This is a genomic window from Streptomyces aurantiogriseus (genome assembly GCF_014649375.1).
Taxonomy (GTDB): Bacteria; Actinomycetota; Actinomycetes; order Streptomycetales; family Streptomycetaceae; genus Streptomyces; species Streptomyces aurantiogriseus.
Genome location: NZ_BMSX01000005.1, coordinates 207,405 through 226,221, shown reverse-complemented (window position 1 = coordinate 226,221; position 18,817 = coordinate 207,405). Strand labels below are relative to the sequence as shown.

The following is an 18,817-nucleotide window of genomic DNA, read 5'->3' as shown; positions in this document are numbered from 1 at the left end:
CTCGACATCGCCGTCCGGTTTTTTTTGGGCTCTCGTGGATGAGCCTGGGTGAGCCGTCTCGGGGTGCCCGGGTCCACGGCGTGGCGCGAGGGCGAGACGGAGCGAGGCATTCCCTCTTCAAGAGGCTTGCCGCTTGGTGGTGGGGGACTCGTGTGCGCGGGCTGCGGCAGGAGCGTTCCCTCGTCCATGTCCGCGCCGAGGGGCGGCATGGTGAACTCGGCCATGATCAGTCCACCGCCCGGTGGGCGGCCGCGACGATGTCGGCGACCTGGGGCAGGGCGGCCTCCTCCAGCCGCCGGGCGTACGGCATGGGCACCTCCGCGCTGCACACCCGCTCGACGGGCGCGTCCAGGTCGTAGAACGACTCTCGGCGATGCGCGCGGACACCTCGGCGGCGAGGCTTCCCGTCCGCCATGCCTCGTCGATGACCACCGCACGATGCGTTCGGGCCACCGAAGCGGTGACGGCCGCGTCGTCCAGGGGACGCAGCGTGCGCAGGTCGATCACCTCGGCGCTGATGCCCTCGGCGGCCAGTTCGTCCGCCGCCGCGAGAGCCTTGGGCAGTGAACCGCCGTACGTGATCGGGGAGATGTCGGTGCCGGGGCGGCGGATCGCGGCGTGGTCCAGGTTTACGGGTTCGGCGGGGCGCGTTCGCGAAGCGGGCCGTGCGGCGGGCCAATTTCTCGTACGTGACGGTCGAGACCGAGTCGTCCCGGGCGATGCAGCGCAGCGCGACCTTGTCCGCGTGGTCAGAGGCCGTGTGCCGGTCGACGGCCTCGTACGCCATGTTGAGCCCGCCGCCGGGCAGCCCGGCCAGCGCGGCGCGCGCCTGCGACCAGGCGAAGGCGGAGCCCCTCCGGTCGTAGTCGGTGAGACGGGGTGGGACGATCGGTGCGGTGTCCTTGTGGACGGTTTCCCAGTGCATGGGGGCTCCTCCCGGCACTGTCCCCTGATCTCCGGGGTCGCCGAGCACGGCTCTGGCCGCATTTCCGCCGGATGGGCACGGGCCTTTTGGGACGGGCGGCGGTCGCTGTCGGCGTATGTGGAGCCGAGGGCCGCCCGCTTCTTGCGGGCCCGAATTGCACGGTGCGCGGTCTCGCTCCGCTTCGCCGTGTCTCCCATGGCCCCTCGGCTCATTTCCATCGCACTGCCGCTCGTGGGCGAGTTACAGGGCTGGACGGCCCAGGACAGGGGACCGGACGGCCTTTTCGGACTCCTGTCGGCCGGGCCCTTTACTCACGGTGCAGTACGACCTTGAGCGCGCCGGAAGTCGTGCCGTGGGAGAACACCTCGTAGGCGTCCTCCACCCGATCGAGGCCGAATGCGTGGGTGACCAGTTGTGAGACGTGCAGGCGGCCGAACCTCACCAGCTCCATCAGCCACGGTGTGGAGTACGTGTCTACCTGGCCGGTGCTGATCGTCACGTTCTTGCGCCAGGGATTCGAGATGGAGGGTCGCGGGCCTGCCGTGGGTGCCGATGTTGGCGATGTGCCCTCCCGCACGGACGGCGCGGGTGCACAGGACGAAGCCCTCCGGTTCACCCGATGCCTCGATGACGACGTCGGCACCCGGTCCCTCGGACAGATCGGCGATCATCGTCCCCGGTAGTTCGGCGGCATCGGCCCCCACACGGGCGGCGGCTTCCAGCCGGGCGAGCCTGGGACGATGAAGCGGGTGGCGCGCTCATCCACGGGGCGACGGCGGCGCCGGGCGCGGCGGCCGGAGCGCAGCACGCCGGCTTTACGTTCCAGGCCGCCGCGGTGCGGCAGGACAGGTGCTGCGACGAGCCATGAGGCAATGCGCCACGCCGCGAAACCTGGTGGCGCGACCCGGCAACCAGTGGTCGGGCCCGAACACCAGCGGGGACACCCGCTCGTCTAATCCGGCTCCATGTAGGGGCGGCGGAAGACCGGTGCCTGGCCGGTGCCCCACGGCCGTACGGCAGCCAGCGCCTGGGCGACCGCGGACTCCAACGTGCCACTGGTGTCGACCGCGACGGCCTCGGGCCACGGCTGTTCCCTGGCCGCCATCGCGGCGGCGATGCCGAGGTCGGCGTCGGACGCTCCGGGAGCGCGCGTGCTCAGGCGGGTCGCTGACACGTCACCCGGCACGTGGCAGTGCAGGGCCACCAGATCGGCGCTGGTGCGTTCGGACATGCGCAGAGCCGCTTCCCGCTGTGCCGCATCAGACCAGGTGGCGTCCAGGACGACGGACTCGCCGGAGGACAACAAGGCGGACGCACGGTCGAGCAGAGCGGCGTAGGTCCTGGCCGTCCACTCCGGCGTGTACAGGCCCTCGCCGTAGCCGGCCGCCGCGGACTGCTCGGCCGGGATCCCCGCCAACTCCTTGCGGAGGCGGTCGCTGCTGAGCAGCGTGACCCCCAGCCGGTCGGCCAGCGCTCCGGAAAGGGTTGACTTCCCACTGCCCGGCAGCCCGCCGACGAGTGTCAGACCGATGGCGGAGGTACGCAGGTGGCGCAGCGCCGTCGAGACCAGCCGCCGCGACGCCGTCTCCGAGCCAGGCGCGCCCTGGCGTGCCTGGATCAAGGAGACCTTGGCGCGGACGAACGCGCGGTAGGCGACGTAGTGGTGCCACAGGGAAGGCGGTGCGGGGTCGCCGGAGTACTCGCCGTACTGGGCTAGGAAGTACGCCGCGGCCTGAGGGGCGCCGAGCTGTTCCAGATCCATAGCGAGGAAAGCGGCGTCGTCGAGGCCATCGACGTAGCGGAGGTGGTCGTCGAACTCCAGGCAGTCCAGGACGCGGGGCCCGTCGTCGAGGCAGAAGATGTCCTCGGCGAGCAGATCGCCGTGGCCGTCGACCACCCGTCCCTGCTCGATGCGGGAGTCGAACAGACGCTTGCGGCCGGCGAGGTAGCGGCGTACCAGCCGCTCCACCTCCGCCACCTCGTCCGGCACGACGCCGTCGTCGGCCAACGCGCGTACCTGCTGGAAGCCGGCCTCCCAGCGGGAGGACAGGGCGTCCCGCGTGCCTTGCTCGTCCACCTCCCGGCTCCGGGGCGCGTCCGCGTGCCACGCTGCGAGATGCCGGGCGACGGCTCGCAGGACGTCGTCGACGGTGACCCCTTCCCGTACCAGATGGGAAAGGCGGCGGTCCGCAGGCATCCGGCGCATCACGACGAGCGGTTCGGGCGCCTGCGCGTCGGGGCTTCGGATCTCCCCCAGACCCAGATAGACGTCGGGGGTGAAGCGGCGGTTGAGAGCGACTTCGCGTTCGCACGCGGCTCGGCGGGCCGTCACCGTCGTGTAGTCCAGGAATCCCAGATCCACCGGCTTCTTGAGTTTGTAGGCTCGGTCGCCGGCGAAGAAGACGATTGCGGTGTGGGTCTCGCACACCTCCGCGCGCGGCAGCGGATCGCCGTCGTGCCGGTCACTGGACCGGAGCACGGACGCCTCGGCTCGAGGCACCGATCCCGCTGACCTCCCGTTGAGGCCGGGCTCAGTCATGAGGCACGACGGCGACGGGGCAGCGCCCGTGATGAATGGCCGCCTGCGCCACGGGACCCAGGTGGGGCGCCAGACCAGGACGGTGTTCGCGTCGGCCGACGACCAGCAGCGCGGCGCCTTCGGCGGCCCGTACGACGGCCTTGGCAGGGCTTTCGAGACGGATACCGTCGGCCACGTCCACATGCGGGTACTTCTCGCGCCAGGGGCGGAGCGCCTTGCCCAGTTCCTTCAGCGCGTCCCGCGTGATCTCTTCGGTGACGTTGTGGTCCACACCCCAGGGCACACGTGCGTGGAGTGGCACGCTTCGGCCGTGGACGGCTTGGAGGGGAGCGCCTCTGGCGGCAGCGGTGTGGAAGGCGAAGTCGAGCAGGTCGTCGGACGAACCGTGCAGTTTCAGGGCCACGACCACGCGGCCTGCGGATGCCGGGGCTGCCCCTTCCCCGCCGGTTCGGGCGCGGACCAGTACCACCGGCCGCTCCGCCCGTGCCACGACGGGCATGCTTACGTCGCCCAGGAAATAACTCTCGACGGGCTCCAGCCCCCGCGAACCGAGCACGAGCATTTCGGACTCCGACGCCGCTTGGAGCAAGGCGTTCTGGGCATCGTCGGCGACCAGGTTCCCGACGATGGACAGGCCCGGGTGACGTGCCTGGAGTTCGGCCTGCGCGGTGTGGACGAGACGCTTCGCCCAATAGTTCTGATCGACTTCAGAGGGGACGCGGGTCGGTTCCGGTGCCAGCAGCGGCCAGGCGTGCAGCAGGCGGAGGGTGAGCTTGCGCTTCTCGGCCTCGTCGGCGGCCCAGCGGGCAGCGGCAAGACTCTCCGGTGAGCCGTCCAGGCCCACGGTGACGACTGGTTGCATGGCGGCGGCCTCCGTCTCGTACGAAGCTGGAGATGACGGGTGGATGACGGTGAACGAGTCCGGCGGTGTGGATGGTCCGGACGTCGCCGGCGTGCCGGGCGCGGCGGGTTCTCTCATTCGAGGAGTACCCCAATCCCCTCCACGGCGCATGTGGACCGGAGGAGGGGGGCCGGAGATGCGGGATCCGGCCGAGAGGAGATAGGGGCGGTGACGATTCCCCTGGTGGTCGGTATCGACGGGTCCGTGGCGAGCCTGGAGGCGGTGGACTGGGCCGCCGGCGAAGCCGTTCGGCACGGCGTGCCGCTGCACCTCCTGCACGCGGCGGCGCGGGACCACGAGGCGTCCGGCGTGATCGACGCCGCTTCGGAACGTGTCAGGGCGTGTGCTCCCGCGGTGCGGCTGTCGAGCGAGGTGCTGAACGAGGACGCGACCGCCGCCCTGGTGGACAAAGGGCGTAACGCCTTTGCGCTCGTGCTGGGATCCAGAGGGTTCGGAGACCTCGCCGGAATGCTCCTGGGGTCGGTCAGCCTCGCCGTGGCGGCGCGAGCGGACTGTCCGGTCGTCGTGGTGCGCGGCGCGGCAGAGCACCGGGATGGCCGGTTCGGGAGCGTCGTCGTCGGTGTCGAGGAGGGAGAGGGCAGCGGCACGGCCGTGCAGTTCGCGTTCCGCGAGGCCCATGTGCGGCACTGCCGGCTGGTGGCGGTGCACGCCTGGAGCGCACCGTTCGGTGCTTTCCCTACACCTCAAGCCCCGTCGTGGTACGCCCTGGAGGCCCACCGGCGTCCGCCGGCGCAGGTGCTGGACGACGCCCTACGGGACGCGTCGGAGCAGTACCGCGACGCCTCGGTGAGCCGACGGGTGATCGAGGGACCGGCACGCCAGGCCCTGTTGGAGGCGGCCTCCGAGGCGGACTTGCTGGTCGTCGGCGCCCGCAAACGACAGGGGCACCTGGGCCTGCAACTGGGATTGATCAACCATGCGGTACTGCATCACGCGCCATGTCCGATCGCGGTTGTTCCCCGGATATGACCGGACCGGCGGAGACGGACCACGTCGACTGTCGGCCCCTGCGGGGCCGGAAGTCGTCCCCGCAGGGACGTTCGGCCCTGTGACCGGAGGCCGGTGCCGTTCCATGGTGGGACAAGTGGTGGAGGAACGGGTCGGCGACTTGCTGGAGGCCGAGTCATGAGTGCACAGAATTCGCCGCACGCGTCCGGTCCGCTCCCGCCGCGCCAGGAGCGTGCGTCAAAGGGGGCGAACCCTCTGCGACGTACGTCCGACAGGTTCGAGTCCTGGTTCCGCGGCTTGCTGATGCTGGTCCTCGTCCTCGGCCTGCCGGTGGCCGCGCTCAGCGCGGGGGTGACGGCGTACGAGTCGTCGATGCGCACCGTGCAAGCCCAGTCGGCGCAGCGGCAGGAGGTCACCGCCCGACTGACGTCGAACGTCAAGGGCGTCACCACAGAGGGGAAGCAACAGGCGCAGGTCCGCTGGACCGACGACAACGGCACGGTGCGGACGGGGACGACCCTCGTGAAGTCGGGAACGCCGAAGGGCGCCACCGTGCGGGTGTGGGTGGACCGGGACGGCGGCCTCACCAGTCCGCCGATGAGCGAACTCAACGCGACGACCACCGGCTGGTTCGTGGGCGGTATGGCCGCGATCGGTGTGGGCGCCGGGTTCTACGCGGCGCGGGCCGGCATGCGCCGTGTGCTGGACCGGAGAAGGTACGCGCAGTGGGACGCCGAGTGGGACTTGGTCGAGCCCCTGTGGTCCGCGCGCTTCCGCCGCTGACGGGCAGGAAACCCGGACGGGAGACGAGGAGGCGACGCCGATGTCCGACGCGACGACCACCGACCTGTACGAAGTGACGATGGCCATGTCCTACCTCCGGGAGGGAATGAACGGCCCCGCGACGTTCAGCCTCTTCGTCCGCGACCTGCCCACCGAGCGCGGCTTCCTCGTCGCCGCGGGGCTGGAGTCGGCCCTGGACTACCTGTCAGGTCTTCAGGTCGGCCCGGAGGACGTCGACGCCTTCGCGTCCGCGGTGCGTCGGCCGCGACGGGATCTTCAGCCCCTGCTCGGCCTGGAGTTCACCGGCGACGTGCGGGCGGTGCCGGAGGGACGGATCGTGCTGGCGGGAGAGCCCCTGTTGGAGGTGACCGCGCCTCTCCCGCAGGCGCAGCTGGCCGAAACGTACGTGCTCAACCAGCTCAGCCACCAGACCACGATCGCCTCGAAGGCCGCACGGTGCGTCCTCGCGGCGGCGGGGCATCCGGTCGTGGACTTCTCCCTACGGCGCACCCACGGCCCGCAGGCCGGATTCCAGGCCGCCCGCCTCGGCGCGATGGTCGGCTTCGCCGGAACCAGCAACGTGGCCGCGGCCACCGCCCTGGGCATCCCTGCCGTCGGCACGATGGCTCACTCCTTCGTGGAGGCGTTCGCAACGGAGGAAGACGCTTTCCGTGCTTTCGCGCGGTCGCACCCGGGGCCGGTGACCTTGCTGGTGGACACCTACGACACCGAGGAGGGCGTCCGCGTCGCCGCGCGCGTCCTGCGAGACCTCGACCACGCGGCCCGCGGGCCCGGCTCGGCCGTACGGCTGGACAGCGGCGACCTCGGGGCCCTGGCGATACGGGCCAGGTCCGTCCTCGATGACGCGGGTCTGCCCGACGTACGGATCATCGCCAGCGGCGGTCTCGACGAGTACGCGGTGGACGAACTGGTCTGCCGCGGAGTGCCGATCGACACGTACGCCGTCGGCACCCGCGTCGGGGTCTCGGCCGACGCACCGTATCTGGACTCGGCGTACAAGATGGTGGAGTACGACGGACGGCCGGTGATGAAGCTGTCTTCGGCGAAAGTGACGGCACCCGGCCCCAAGCAGGTGTTCCGCTGCCCCGGATACGCCGACGTGATCGGTCTGGCCGACGAGCAGCCACCGGATGGTGGCATGCCGTTGCTGGAAACGGTGATGCGGGGCGGGCAGCGCACAGGCACCAGGCCCACGCTCGACGAGTGCCGGGAGAGATGTACGGCGGACCTGGGCGAGCTGCCGTCGGCAGCCCGACGGATCCGAGCGCCGGTCGCGCCTCGGGCGACGGCCTCCGAGCGGCTGAGCACCCTCGCCGCCCGCGTCCGGCGCCGCATCGAGGAACAGACGGCGGCGGCTTCCGCACGCTCCTCGGTCCCACAACGAACCGTGTCCGGACCGCATGGGTCCGTATCGAGGTGAGGAGAAAGCGATGCCGCACACGGCGGAGTGGAAGGTTCGACTCCACCTCTTCGAGGACGACGACGGAACCACGAAGGCACAGGTGGTGCTGGACACCGGTACCACGGCGCTCAGCGGCCACGGGACCGCGCACCGCCACCCGGCGGACGCCAACGTGCCCGAGATCGGCGACGAGCTGGCGGCGGGCCGGGCCATGGAGGACCTCGCCCAGCAGTTGCTGAACATCGCCGAGCGCGACATCGAGGGCATGGGGGTGCCGCGGCCCAGCACTCGACAGGTCACCGGATGGTCCATGTGACCGACGGTTGGCACAGCAAGTCAAGGAGGATCAGCCATGACACATCCCGTACGACACAGCAGAGGTGGGCTCTCGGCGGCCCTGCACGAGCTGGACGATCTCCGTACCCGGATGGACCAGCTCATGCACGCTGTCTTTCCCGTCGGCGGTTACCCCGAGTTCGGCACGGCCGAGCCGTGGGCGCCGCTGGCCGACGTCGTGGACACCGAGGACGCCTACCTGGTGGAACTGGAGCTTCCCGGCGTGGACAAGGACCAGATCACCGTGGAGGTTGCCGAGGGCGAGCTCGACATCCACGGTGAGATCAAGGAGAAGGAACAAACCGGGGTGGTCCGCAGGCATACCCGCCGCATGGGGCAGTTCGACTACCGCACGACTCTGCCGCCGAACTCCGACACCGAGCACATCAGCGCGGACCTGACGAGCGGAGTCCTCACGGTGCGTGTCCCGAAAACCGAGACGGGGAAGGCACACCGCATCGAGATCACCGGCTGAGCCGGGGTGGGCCGCCCGCCGGACCACGTACCGGGTCCGGCAGGCGGGTGTCCGTTCCCTCCGCGCGAGGCCGACGGCTCCGCCGGCCTCGCGCGGCCACCGTCCCGCGTTTCTCCCAGCCGCCGGCTCCGACTGCCCCCCTCAGGTGGAAGTGGTGGGGGACCGTCGGGCGTCGTCGGTCCGGTACGCGAGGTGCTCGGAGACCGAGACCACCCCGTCGACGCTCCGGCACAGCCGCTCGATGACGGGGACCAGACTGCTGAACTCGACCGAGCCCCTGAGGTCGACCCGCCCCTCGCGTACCTCGACCGTCACCTCTGAGGGAGCAAGCCTCATCGTGCGGCGCAGCACATCCTCGGTGATCTCGTCGCGGATGGCGTCGTCACGGCGCAGAAAGATCCGCAGCAGGTCGCCACGGCTGACGATGCCCAAGAGCCGGTCCGTCTCGTCCACGACGGGCAGCCGCTTGACGTGCTGGGCCTCCATCAGGCGGGCGGCCTCCACCACGCTCCACTCCGGACGTGCGCACACGGCGGGAGCCGACATCAGTTCTTCGGCGCGGGAGCCCTCGGCCTTGGCCCGCTCCCATGCCTCCAGGTGCGGAACAGGCACCCTGCCCGACGGGTCGGCCTGGTCGGCGCTCTTGCGCAGCAGGTCGGCCTCGGACACCACACCCATGGGGCGGTCCAGGTCGTCCACCACGGGCACAGCGGTGACGTCGTTCTCCGCCAGCAGCCTGACGATCTCCTTGAACGGCAGGTCGCGCCGCGCCTTGACGACGTCTCGGGTCATGAGCTCCGCGACCGTTCGGTGCTGCATGTCGCCTCTCCCGTCCGGGTTGTGACCGCTTGACATCCAGTCGGCTCAGCCCGCCCCTGCGGATATGGGCCGGTTGTCCCATGCGGCGGCGTGTCGCACGTGGCACGTTGGATACAGCACCATTCTGAGGAGAGGGCGGCGATCATGCGAGCTCACCTCGGCGACCAACTCGTCATCGAAAGCCAGGAGACCGGCGCCACCAGGCGCGACGGCGAGATCGTCGGACTCCACCACGAGGACGGAACACCCCCCTACGACGTGCGCTGGTCGGACACGGATGAAGTGACGCTCGTGTTCCCCGGGCCCGACGCACACATCAAGCATGTGGAACATGGGCAGCCCGGGACCACCCGCGGGTCTTCCCAGCCGGACACGGGTGAGGCGGAGGCCGTGTCCGCGGTCGCTCCGCCGACCGGGACACCCAACCCCGGCGACATCGGCCGACGCGTGGCCGTCGAACGCCGGAGGCGCGGGCTCAGCCGGGAGGAAACGGCCCGCCGCGCCCGCATCTCGCCGGGATATCTGGCGTACCTGGAGGAACAGCCGGCCGACCCGACCGTGGCGACCCTCCTCAGTCTGGCCACCGCACTGGGCACCACCGCCACGGCCCTGCGCGGGGCAGGCGTCGACCTGCCACCCGGTCAGGGCCACGCACTGCTGCATCCGCAGCTGCGGGACCTCAGCCCGGAAGAGTGCCGCCACCTGCTGTCCACGCACGGCGTGGGGCGCATCGCGGTGTCGACGCCCGACGGGCGCCCCGCGGTCGTCCCGGTCAACTACGAGGTCGTGGAGGACGCGATCGTCTTCCGGACCGCGCCCGACTCCGTACCCGCGGCGGCTGTCGGAACGGAGGTCGCCTTCGAGGTCGACCACGTGGACGAGGCGATGAGCCAGGGCTGGAGTGTGCTCGCAGTCGGCCCCGCGAACGTCGTCACGGAGCCCGACGCCGTGCGTGGGCTCGCCCAGCGCGCACACACCGAGCCATGGGCGGGCGGTGCACGCGAGATGTGGGTGTCGATCCGGCCCACACGCCTCACGGGCCGGCGCATCACTCCAGCCGATCAGTAGGCGCCCACGGGCCGTCGAAGAGCGGCCCCATCCCAGCGGGCCGCCGACTCGCGAGGGGAGGTTCCAGTGAGCCGACAAGCACCAACCGACGGGCAGGTGACGGCCCTGGCCCACGCCGCTGCCGCCGCCCCGTCGATGCACAACGCGCAGCCCTGGCTCTTCCGCTATTTCCGGCGCAGCCGCACGTTCGAAATCCACGCCGACTTCGAGCGCACCATGCCGCACTCCGACCCCGACACCCGCGGCCTGCACATCGGCTGCGGCGCCGCCCTGCTGAACCTGCGAGTCGCCGTGGCCCACGAGGGGTGGTATCCGGAAACTCTCCTGCTGCCCGACCCCACCGACCGGACGCTGCTCACGAGCGTTCGGCTGACCGGCTCCGCAACCGACGAGAGCGAACTCGGCGCGCTGTGTCCCGCGATTCACCAGCGGCGTAGCAGTCGCTTCCCGTTCGAGGAGAGAGAGATCCCCGATCCCGTGCGGGAGGCTCTCAGCGCAGCCGCTCGCGTTGAGGGAGCAGCGCTGACCTTCCCGGCCTCATGGCATCTGCGGGAGGTGCTGGAACTGGTCCAGGAAGCCGAGGCACGCAACATCACCGACCTCGGCAGCGACCAGGACCTGGCGCGGTGGACTCGTATCGACGCCCCGTCGGTGGGCACCGCCGACGACGGAGTCCCGCACTACGCCTTCGGGCCGCGCAAGCGCGGGGGCAAGGCGCCCATACGCGACTTCGCGGGCCCCCGGAGGGTGGCGGGCCGTGACGCCGCGGACTTCGAACGCACTCCTCAGCTGGCCCTCCTCAGTACGAGCCACGACCACCCGGAAGACTGGCTCCGCGCCGGTCAGGCCATGGAACGCGTCCTGCTGCTGGCCACCCTTGAGGGCCTGTCCAGTTCCTTCGCCACCCAACCCATCGAATGGACCGACCTGCGCTGGCCGCTGCGCGACCCGGTGTCCGGGACGGGCTATACCCAGATGCTCCTGCGCCTGGGGTACGGACCCAAAGGCCCCAGAACACCGCGCCGCCCGGTGTCGGACGTACTCGACATCCAGCCCTGACCTGCCATCCAGCCCTGACCCGCCCGAGGGACCGCAGCCGGCCGGCGGCCGGCCTCCACACGGTCACTGTGTTGTCCCGGGCCCGTCCCGACCAGCTGACTCGCCGGTGAGCTGTGGCTCGACATCCACGACGCCCTCCACGGCACGCACGAGGCGCACGGCGACCGATATGAGCGAGGTGTCACGGATGTGCCCGCGCAGCGTGACGACTCCCTCGTGCACGTTCACGTGGATGGCGTGGCTGAAAGCCGGGAAGAGGTAGGACACCACGGTGCGGCGGACCTCCTCCTCGATCTCCTCGTCCGGCCGCAGGAAAACCTTCAGCAGGTCGGCGCGGCTGACGATGCCCTGGAGCATGCCGATGTCGTCGACCACGGGCAGCCGCTTGACGCGCCGGACGGCCATGATCCTGGCCGCCTGTGCCAGGGTGACGTCGGGATGGACCGTGATCGCGGAAGTGCTCATGAGTTCCTCCGCTGTCACCGCCCCGGCCTTGGCGACGTCGGACGGGCGCCGGCGTCGCTCGAAGAGGCTCGGGTCGCTGTCGCGGAACTCCTCCTTGGGCAGCAGGTCGGCCTCGGAGACGACGCCGATGACACGCCCTTCTCCCTCCAGGACCGGCATGGCACTGACCTTCCACTGCTCCATGGTCTGCACGATCTCCTTGAAGGGCGCTTCGCGTCCGACGGCCACGACCGTCTGGGTCATCACATCGCTGACGATGTGCGGGGTCTCAGGCACCGCGATCCTCCTCGTCTCGCCTCGTCAGGGCACCTCGCCGGCGCCGTGGGGTGCGTACAGGTCGAGCAGCCGCACCCGGGCGGACCCGAGCCGGTCCGCGATCACGCCTGCGACATGGGTCAGCAGCGCGTGATCCAGCTCCGGGTCGTTCCCGCACAGCTCACGGACCGCAGCCGCGTCGAACCCGTAGGCGCGCATCGGGCCGGCAGCGCTGTTCCTTGTGGTCAGGGCGCCGAAGACGCCGGTCCTGGCAACCACCATCGCCTTCCCTTCGCCATGACCTCGAAGCGGAAGCAGGCTCGTATCAGGCCGATGCGACGGCCGTGGCGGCGATGCGAGGAATGGAACCCCGGTTCTTTCTCCGGCCGCATGACTCCACGATCGTCGCAAATCGGCGCAGTGCAACCTGGGCCGAGGGCCCCCTTCGAAAGCCGGTCCACGTGTCGCGACGGAACCCGTGCGGTGCGACGGTATTGACAGGGGCTTCCGGCAGCGGCCGGGCAGGAAGGTGGTGGTGACCATGGAGCTCCCGCTGGTCGTGGGAGTCGACGGATCGGATTCCAGCCTGGACGCCGTGGACTGGGCGGTGGACGAGGCGGCGCGCCTCGGACTGTCTCTGCGGCTCGTCTACGCCTCTTTGTGGGAACGGTACGAGGGAGGCCGGCCCTCCTTCAGTATTGACCGTCCGGCCGAAGAGGTCATGGCCCAGCACATCGCAGCGTCCTGCGCGGAACGAGCCCGGCTGCGCAACCCAGAGGTGAAGGTCTCCAGCGACGTACTGCCCGACGATGCCGTGTCCGCTCTCCTGCACGCAGCTCATGAATCCTTCGCCCTGGTCACAGGCTCCCGCGGCCGCGGCGAGGTCGCCGGGATGCTGCTGGGATCGGTCAGCCTCACGGTGGCGGCCCGCGCCGTGTGCCCGGTCATCGTGGTCCGCGGTGGGAAGCGGAACCGGCAGGGCTCCTTCGGCCGTGTAGTGGTCGGCCTCGGCGACTCCGAGGAGGGCTCGGCCGCCGTGCGGTTCGCCTTCCGCGAGGCCGAGACGCGCGGCTGCGCCCTGCACGCCGTACGGGCCTGGCGCCGCCCCGCCCATGAACACGTGGACCATCCCCTGATCGCGGACGATGCCGCCGGTGCCCACGAGGAGCGCGCCTCCGCCCTCCTCACCGACGCGCTGCGCGACGCCGTACGGAACCACCCGCAGGTAGAAGTGCATCGTCAGGCGGCCGAAGGCCCCGCCCACAAGGTCCTCCTGGACGCCTCCTCCGACGCCGACCTGGTGGTCGTGGGTGCTCGCAGGCGCCACGGCCATGTCGGCCTGCAGCTCGGCAGGGTCGCCCACGCCCTGCTGCACCACGCCGAGTGCCCGGTGGCCGTCGTCCCCCAACGGGCCTGACCCGACGCGCGTCTCATACTCCTGCACATCTCGTGAAGGGAGAAGGAGAGGGCGGCGGATGTCGGAGTGGACCTGGGAGTACGAGGGCTACGACCCGGCCGGCGAGCGGCTGCGCGAGTCGTTGTGCACGCTCGGCAACGGCTACTTCGCCACCCGTGGCGCCGTACCCGAGAGCAGGGCGGGCCTGGTGCACTGTCCGGCCACCTACGCAGCCGGGGTCTACAACCGTCTGGAGTCGACCGTGGCGGGGCGGCGGGTGGTGAACGAGGACCTGGTGAATCTTCCGAACTGGCTGCTTCTGCGGTTCCGTCTCCGCTTCGCCGACGGATCGGCGGGTCCATGGTTCTCTCCCGACACGCGGCAACCGCTCGACCACCGGTACAGCCTGGATCTGCGCCGGGCCACCTTGACGCGCACATTCCGGTTCCGGGACGACGAGGCAGGCGAGCTGGGTGTGGAGCAGGTCCGGCTGGTGCACATGGCGGATCCTCACCTGGCCGCACTGCGGACTGTTGTCACAGCCGAGGAGTGGTCCGGAGCGCTTGAGGTGGAGTCCGTGCTCGACGGCGACGTGATCAACAGCAACGTGCACCGTTACCGGTCTCTCAACCGTCGCCACCTGGTCCGTGTGCGGACCGGCGCGTCCGCGACCGACGTGACGTGGCTGAGCTGCCGCACCAGCACTTCCGACATCGGCATCGGCATGGCGGCCCGTACGGTCACCGTCGGGCAGCCGCCCACGTCGTCGGAGCTTCGGCCGTCCCACCGCCGTGCCGTGCACCGGCTGGTGCTCCCTGTCGCTCCTGGCCGACCCGCCGTCGTGGACAAGACCGTGGCCCTGCACACCTCCCGTGACCCGGCGATCAGTGACCCGCTCGGCGCGGCGCTCGAGCGGGTGGCCACGGCTGCGGGCTTCCCGGCGCTTGTGAACTCCCATGTCGCGGCCTGGGCGCGCCTGTGGCGGGGCGCGGACGTCCAGGTGCCCGGGGAGGCGGGCCGTGTCCTGCGCCTGCATCTGTTTCATGTGCTGCAGACGTTGTCGCCGCACACCGCGGACCTGGACGTGGGCGTGCCGGCTCGTGGGCTGCACGGCGAGGCGTACCGGGGCCATGTCTTCTGGGACGAGCTGTTCGTACTGCCCTATCTGAACATGCATTTCCCAGAGGTGTCGCGGGCCCTGCTCAACTACCGTCACCGACGCCTGCCCCAGGCATGCCGCGCGGCCCACGCGGCGGGCCGGGCCGGGGCGATGTACCCGTGGCAGTCCGGTAGCGACGGCCGTGAGGAGAGCCAGGAGCTGCACCTCAACCCCCGTTCCGGCCGGTGGCTGACGGACAACTCCCACCTCCAGCACCACGTCGGCTCGGCGATCGCCTACAACGTGTGGCAGTACTGCGAAGCGAGCGGTGACACCGAGTACCTGCACACCAAGGGCGCGGAGATGCTGTTGCAGATAGCCCGCTTCTGGGCGGACAGCGCGGAGTTCACCCCCGGCCTCGGCCGGTACCGCATCCGTGGCGTGGTCGGCCCCGACGAATACCACGACAGCTACCCCGACGCCGCCCGGCCGGGCCTGGACGACAACGCGTACACCAACGTCACCGCCGTCTGGGTCCTCAGTCGCGCCCTGGACCTGGTGCGGCGCCTCCCGGTATGGCGTCGGCAGGAGCTGTTCGAGCGCATCGAGCTGGACAGTGGTGAACTCCCGAAGTGGGAGGAGGTCTCCCGGCGGCTGCGGGTGCCGTTCCACCAGGGCGTCATCAGCCAGTTCGACGGCTACGGCGACCTCGCCGAGCTGGACTGGGACGCCTACCGCACCCGCTACGACAGCATCCGGCGGCTGGACCGCATCCTGGAGGCCGAGGGCGACTCCGTGAACCGCTACCAAGCCTCCAAACAGGCTGACGTCCTGATGCTCGGCTACCTCTTCTCGCCCTCAGAGCTGCGGGCCCTTTTCCACCGTCTCGGGTACGACGTGGACGACGAGGTCTGGCGCAGGACCGTCGACTACTACCTCCAGCGCACCAGCCACGGCTCCACACTCAGCGGACTCGTCCACGGCCTCGTCCTCGCCCGGGCCAGACGAGCCGAGGCGTGGAGTTACGTCCACGAGGCCCTGGAGGCGGACATCGCCGACATCCAGGGCGGCACGACCGGCGAAGGCATCCACCTCGGCGCCATGGCCGGGACCCTGGATCTGGTGCAACGCGGCTTGACGGGACTGGAGACACGCGAGGACGCGCTCTGGCTGGATCCGGTGCCCCTTCCGGCACTGTCGGAGTACGGGTTCTCCCTGCGCTACCGCGGCCACTGGGGTGTCGGCATACGGCGCCGGAGCGGACAGCTGGAGATCCGGGTGCCCGACTCGGAGGAGTCACCGATCCGAGTGGTGCTGGCCGACCGGGCTGTGACCGTCGCGCCCGGGGAGACGTGCACGCTCGTGCTGCCGGATAGCTGATCCGCGCAGACGGGCGTGCCGACCTCGGCGTCTGCGGCAGGATTTGCCGGACAGGCCATAGGCTCCGAAAGCGGGGTTCCGCTTCTGGCGACAGTGCCGTGGGAGGCGTGGATGAAGTGGTTGGTCTCGCTGGTCGGTGCCGGGCTCGTCATGCTCACCCTGCGGGACCTCTTCCATACCCTCTGGCACCCGACCCGCCACGGCGGCCTGAGCCGCCTCGTCATGACGGCACTGTGGCGCCTGGCCCGGCGCTTCCGTGCGCGCAGGCGTGTGGTCGGGCTCGTCGGGCCGCTCGCCATGGTCACGGTGGTGGGAATGTGGGCCTTCACCGTCGTCCTCGGCTGGGCCATCGTCTACTGGCCGCACATGCCCGGGGCGTTCGCCTTCTCGCCCGGTTCCAAGGCGGCGCAGGAGCCCGCGCTGCTGGACTCCGTGTACCTGTCGCTCGTCACGGTGGCCACCCTGGGGCTGGGGGACATCGCACCCGGCGAGGGCTGGCTCCGCCTGGTCTCACCGTTGGAAGCCCTCGTCGGCTTCGCCCTCCTGACGGCCACCGTCTCCTGGGTACTGGAGATCTACCCGGCACTGACCCGCAGAAGGGTCCTGGCCATCCGGCTGGCCCTGCTGCGCGACTCGGCGCCGACACCACAGCAGATCGACTGCACGGCCGGGGCGCTGCTGCTGGACAGCCTGGCCACCGAAGTCGTACGCGTGCGTATGGACTTCACCCAGTACGCCGAGGCGTACTACTTCCACGACGGGGAGGACCACTCGTCGCTGGCGGCCATGGTCGGCTACGCCGCCACTCTCGCCCAGCGAGGACGGGCAGCCCAGCGGCCGGAGGTGCGCCTGGCAGGTGACTTGCTCGCCGGTGCGCTGAAGGACCTCGCCGCCATCCTTGACCAGCGTTTTCTCCACACCGGTGGCGCGGCGACGAAAGTCTTCGCCGCGTACGCCGCCGACCACGGGCGCAGCCTCGCACAGCCCTGACCAACCGGCCGATGCCCGGTCTTGCATCGCCAGGATCGCCCACACGACGAGTGGTCGGTCATGCCGGTCGGCGTCAGCGTTGGCACCCTGGCGAGCGGACACCGGTATCCGGGGACGGCGGTTCCCTGCATGACGGGAGTTGGGTGGATGGCACACAGCGAACGAGCCGGTCCTGATACCGCCGCTCCGGCACGCCCCGGCGTCCTCGCGGTGCGCGACAGCGGCCTTCGAGCAGTCCGTGGCGCACCCGCGTACAGGACCCCGCCGGGCGCGTGAGCGAGCAGCGGGGTGACCGGGGTTTCGCTGCGGGCACCGACGCACCCCGTTACGACATCTTCCGCGTCTTCCGCGGCGGGTCTGTCGTCGCCCAAGGCCGCGCGCCGACTGACGCGTTACGGGCCCCACGCGATCCCGGCGAAGCCGCGCGCCCCCTGATTCTGCTCGTCATCACGGTGAACACCGCGGTCGGCGTCGCGCCCGGGCAAAGGGGCTCCGCTGAGCTTGGCCTTTCCGCGCTGAGGTGGACAACCACGTCTTCGGTCACAACGGCCCCGGTGCTGTCGGAAGGAGTCATGCGCCTCGCCCGCGTACATCCGGGCGCAGGGCATGGCGCCGGACCACGGTCGCGGTGAAAGCGCAGGTGGCGGCAGCGGTGAGGGCCAGGAGCAGGTATCCCCAGGTGTAGTCGTCGGCGACGCTGTAGACCGCGCCCATGACCAGGGGTGGGAAGAAGCCGCCCAGTCCGCCGGCGGCGCCGACGATACCGGTGACCGATCCGACCTGGTCGGCGGGTACGAGGCGGGCGACGAGGGCGAACACGGCGCCCGATCCGGTTCCCAGGGCTGCGGCCATGCCGAGGAAGGTCAGTGTGGCGATCGGGATCAGGGCGAGTTCGAGGGAGGCGAGGAGGGCGAGTGCGGCGATGGCGGCGTACGCCCCGATGAGCACGGGGACGGGGTGCAGCCGGTCGGAAAGCCAGCCGCCCACCGGGCGCGCGGCGACCGCGAGGACGACGAAGCCGGCGGTGCGCAGGGCGGCGTCGGAGCGCCCGAGATCGTAGGCGGTGGTGAGATAGGTGGGCAGGTAGACGCTGAACGCGACGAACCCGCCGAAGGCCACGGCGTAGAGGAAGGCCAGCTGCCAGGCGGTGGGCATCCGCATGGTGGCGGTGGTGCGCGCGAGCAGCGAGCCGGCCGGGATGGCGCGTTCCGGCCGGTCGCGCAGGAGGAAGTGCGCGGTGACGGCGTAGAGGGCCAGGATGACGGCGACGAGGGTGAAGGGAAAGCTCCGGTCGACGGCATCGGCCAGCTGCACGGTGGTGAACGCCGAGATGGCCGTTCCCCCCGTGCCGATGCCGAAGATGCCGAGCGCCAGACCGCGCCGTTCGGGCGGGTACCAGGCGTTGACGAACGGCACGCCGACGGCGAACGTGGTACCGCCCAACCCGAGGAAGAAGCCGCCGACGAGGAACTCGGCCAGGGAGTCGGCCAGATGGCCCAGGTAGAGCACGGGCAGGACGGTCAGGGCGGTGACGAGGGGAAACACCCGGCGGGCACCGACGCGGTCGGTCAGGGCTCCGACCGGGATCCGGCCGAGCGAGCCCACGAGGACCGGCACAGCCACCACCAGGGACTGCTGGAACGAACTGAGGCCCAAGTCGTCGCGGAGCGTCGGGCCGAGCGGCCCCAGCAGAGCCCACGCCCAGAAGCCCGCCATGAACCCAGCCGTGGCCAGAGCCAGCATGCGCGCCGGCTGCGTGAACCGGCTCACCGGCTCTTCCTCTCTACGAACACCGGTGACGCCCTCACCTTCCCGTACTCGGTGCGGCTGCTGTTGTAGCTGCGGGACGCTCTGCTTCTCCGGACCAGCAGAAATTGGCACATAAAGGCAATTTTGCGGTGTGGGTGTCCGTCAGGCTCTCCCAATGCAGTGAGG

At 70.5% G+C, this 18,817-nt stretch carries 18 protein-coding genes and 1 pseudogene; 11 read left to right on the top strand and 8 right to left on the bottom strand.

What is annotated here, in order from left to right:
* Positions 1-117: 117 nt before the first annotated feature.
* The 4 genes and pseudogenes from IE263_RS48455 to IE263_RS13420 all read right to left on the bottom strand — a co-directional run bounded on the left by IE263_RS48455 (position 118) and on the right by IE263_RS13420 (position 4,326).
* Complete coding sequence (locus IE263_RS48455) at positions 118-987, bottom strand: transketolase C-terminal domain-containing protein (protein ID WP_229910985.1); 870 nt, start codon at positions 985-987, stop codon at positions 118-120.
* Positions 988-1,232: 245 nt separating this feature from the next.
* Positions 1,233-1,653 (bottom strand): annotated as a pseudogene (locus tag IE263_RS13430) (zinc-binding dehydrogenase); the annotation flags it as partial.
* A gap of 224 nt (positions 1,654-1,877) precedes the next feature.
* Positions 1,878-3,353 carry a bifunctional aminoglycoside phosphotransferase/ATP-binding protein gene (locus IE263_RS13425; RefSeq protein WP_189936286.1) on the bottom strand — a complete coding sequence of 492 codons (1,476 nt, stop codon included), beginning with the start codon at positions 3,351-3,353 and terminating at the stop codon, positions 1,878-1,880.
* Positions 3,354-3,456: 103 nt separating this feature from the next.
* The gene (locus IE263_RS13420) at positions 3,457-4,326 is read right to left on the bottom strand and encodes a universal stress protein (protein WP_189935794.1); all 870 of its coding nucleotides are present in this window, start codon (positions 4,324-4,326) and stop codon (positions 3,457-3,459) included.
* 207 nt (positions 4,327-4,533) lie between these two features.
* Between IE263_RS13420 and IE263_RS13415 the strand changes: the two genes are divergently transcribed.
* The 5 genes from IE263_RS13415 to IE263_RS13395 all read left to right on the top strand — a co-directional run bounded on the left by IE263_RS13415 (position 4,534) and on the right by IE263_RS13395 (position 8,351).
* Positions 4,534-5,355 carry a universal stress protein gene (locus tag IE263_RS13415; RefSeq protein WP_189935791.1) on the top strand — a complete coding sequence of 274 codons (822 nt, stop codon included), beginning with the start codon at positions 4,534-4,536 and terminating at the stop codon, positions 5,353-5,355.
* Between the two features lie 156 nt (positions 5,356-5,511).
* Positions 5,512-6,117, top strand: coding sequence for an Rv1733c family protein (locus IE263_RS13410; RefSeq protein WP_189935788.1), 606 nt, complete (start codon positions 5,512-5,514; stop codon positions 6,115-6,117).
* A gap of 40 nt (positions 6,118-6,157) precedes the next feature.
* The gene (locus IE263_RS13405; RefSeq protein WP_189935786.1) at positions 6,158-7,558 is read left to right on the top strand and encodes a nicotinate phosphoribosyltransferase; all 1,401 of its coding nucleotides are present in this window, start codon (positions 6,158-6,160) and stop codon (positions 7,556-7,558) included.
* A 10-nt stretch (positions 7,559-7,568) separates the two neighbouring features.
* Positions 7,569-7,856 carry a DUF1876 domain-containing protein gene (locus IE263_RS13400; protein WP_189935784.1) on the top strand — a complete coding sequence of 96 codons (288 nt, stop codon included), beginning with the start codon at positions 7,569-7,571 and terminating at the stop codon, positions 7,854-7,856.
* A gap of 36 nt (positions 7,857-7,892) precedes the next feature.
* Positions 7,893-8,351 (top strand): Hsp20/alpha crystallin family protein, encoded by a 459-nt coding sequence (locus tag IE263_RS13395; protein WP_189935781.1) that lies wholly within the window; start codon positions 7,893-7,895, stop codon positions 8,349-8,351.
* Positions 8,352-8,492: 141 nt separating this feature from the next.
* Here the strand turns inward: IE263_RS13395 and IE263_RS13390 are convergent, their stop codons facing one another.
* Positions 8,493-9,170, bottom strand: a complete 678-nt coding sequence (locus IE263_RS13390) for a CBS domain-containing protein (protein ID WP_189935777.1) — start codon at positions 9,168-9,170, stop codon at positions 8,493-8,495.
* A gap of 144 nt (positions 9,171-9,314) precedes the next feature.
* Between IE263_RS13390 and IE263_RS13385 the strand changes: the two genes are divergently transcribed.
* Both IE263_RS13385 and IE263_RS13380 read left to right on the top strand, forming a co-directional pair.
* Positions 9,315-10,238 (top strand): DUF1918 domain-containing protein, encoded by a 924-nt coding sequence (locus tag IE263_RS13385; RefSeq protein ID WP_189935767.1) that lies wholly within the window; start codon positions 9,315-9,317, stop codon positions 10,236-10,238.
* 66 nt (positions 10,239-10,304) lie between these two features.
* Positions 10,305-11,297 carry an Acg family FMN-binding oxidoreductase gene (locus tag IE263_RS13380; protein ID WP_444545097.1) on the top strand — a complete coding sequence of 331 codons (993 nt, stop codon included), beginning with the start codon at positions 10,305-10,307 and terminating at the stop codon, positions 11,295-11,297.
* Positions 11,298-11,360: 63 nt separating this feature from the next.
* Here IE263_RS13380 and IE263_RS13375 read toward each other — a convergent pair whose 3' ends face one another.
* Together IE263_RS13375 and IE263_RS13370 are read right to left on the bottom strand one after the other, a co-directional pair.
* A complete protein-coding gene (locus IE263_RS13375; RefSeq protein ID WP_189935765.1) occupies positions 11,361-12,038 on the bottom strand; it encodes a CBS domain-containing protein in 678 nt (225 codons plus the stop codon).
* Between the two features lie 24 nt (positions 12,039-12,062).
* Positions 12,063-12,299: a hypothetical protein gene (locus IE263_RS13370; RefSeq protein WP_189935762.1), complete on the bottom strand. Its 237-nt coding sequence runs from the start codon at positions 12,297-12,299 to the stop codon at positions 12,063-12,065.
* Positions 12,300-12,558: 259 nt separating this feature from the next.
* Between IE263_RS13370 and IE263_RS13365 the strand changes: the two genes are divergently transcribed.
* The 4 genes from IE263_RS13365 to IE263_RS50400 all read left to right on the top strand — a co-directional run bounded on the left by IE263_RS13365 (position 12,559) and on the right by IE263_RS50400 (position 17,317).
* Positions 12,559-13,434, top strand: a complete 876-nt coding sequence (locus IE263_RS13365) for a universal stress protein (RefSeq protein WP_189936282.1) — start codon at positions 12,559-12,561, stop codon at positions 13,432-13,434.
* 58 nt (positions 13,435-13,492) lie between these two features.
* Positions 13,493-15,892 carry a glycoside hydrolase family 65 protein gene (locus IE263_RS13360; protein WP_189935760.1) on the top strand — a complete coding sequence of 800 codons (2,400 nt, stop codon included), beginning with the start codon at positions 13,493-13,495 and terminating at the stop codon, positions 15,890-15,892.
* Between the two features lie 111 nt (positions 15,893-16,003).
* Positions 16,004-16,882, top strand: coding sequence for a potassium channel family protein (locus IE263_RS13355; protein WP_189935758.1), 879 nt, complete (start codon positions 16,004-16,006; stop codon positions 16,880-16,882).
* Positions 16,883-17,170: 288 nt separating this feature from the next.
* A complete protein-coding gene (locus IE263_RS50400; protein WP_506005093.1) occupies positions 17,171-17,317 on the top strand; it encodes a cation-transporting P-type ATPase in 147 nt (48 codons plus the stop codon).
* 135 nt (positions 17,318-17,452) lie between these two features.
* Here IE263_RS50400 and IE263_RS13350 read toward each other — a convergent pair whose 3' ends face one another.
* Positions 17,453-18,625: an MFS transporter gene (locus IE263_RS13350; protein ID WP_189936280.1), complete on the bottom strand. Its 1,173-nt coding sequence runs from the start codon at positions 18,623-18,625 to the stop codon at positions 17,453-17,455.
* Positions 18,626-18,817 lie beyond the last annotated feature (192 nt).

Bases quoted from the DNA above. Each gene is read 5' to 3' on its own strand.
- IE263_RS13355 (WP_189935758.1), top strand. From the start codon at position 16,004: ATGAAGTGGTTGGTCTCGCTGGTCGGTGCCGGGCTCGTCATGCTCACC.
- IE263_RS13360 (WP_189935760.1), top strand. From the start codon at position 13,493: ATGTCGGAGTGGACCTGGGAGTACGAGGGCTACGACCCGGCCGGCGAG.
- IE263_RS13410 (WP_189935788.1), top strand. From the start codon at position 5,512: ATGAGTGCACAGAATTCGCCGCACGCGTCCGGTCCGCTCCCGCCGCGC.
- IE263_RS13405 (WP_189935786.1), top strand. From the start codon at position 6,158: ATGTCCGACGCGACGACCACCGACCTGTACGAAGTGACGATGGCCATG.
- IE263_RS13390 (WP_189935777.1), bottom strand. From the start codon at position 9,170: ATGCAGCACCGAACGGTCGCGGAGCTCATGACCCGAGACGTCGTCAAG.
- IE263_RS48455 (WP_229910985.1), bottom strand. From the start codon at position 987: ATGCGGCCAGAGCCGTGCTCGGCGACCCCGGAGATCAGGGGACAGTGC.
- IE263_RS13385 (WP_189935767.1), top strand. From the start codon at position 9,315: ATGCGAGCTCACCTCGGCGACCAACTCGTCATCGAAAGCCAGGAGACC.
- IE263_RS13365 (WP_189936282.1), top strand. From the start codon at position 12,559: ATGGAGCTCCCGCTGGTCGTGGGAGTCGACGGATCGGATTCCAGCCTG.
- IE263_RS13370 (WP_189935762.1), bottom strand. From the start codon at position 12,299: ATGGTGGTTGCCAGGACCGGCGTCTTCGGCGCCCTGACCACAAGGAAC.
- IE263_RS13395 (WP_189935781.1), top strand. From the start codon at position 7,893: ATGACACATCCCGTACGACACAGCAGAGGTGGGCTCTCGGCGGCCCTG.
- IE263_RS13350 (WP_189936280.1), bottom strand. From the start codon at position 18,625: ATGCTGGCTCTGGCCACGGCTGGGTTCATGGCGGGCTTCTGGGCGTGG.
- IE263_RS13400 (WP_189935784.1), top strand. From the start codon at position 7,569: ATGCCGCACACGGCGGAGTGGAAGGTTCGACTCCACCTCTTCGAGGAC.
- IE263_RS13420 (WP_189935794.1), bottom strand. From the start codon at position 4,326: ATGCAACCAGTCGTCACCGTGGGCCTGGACGGCTCACCGGAGAGTCTT.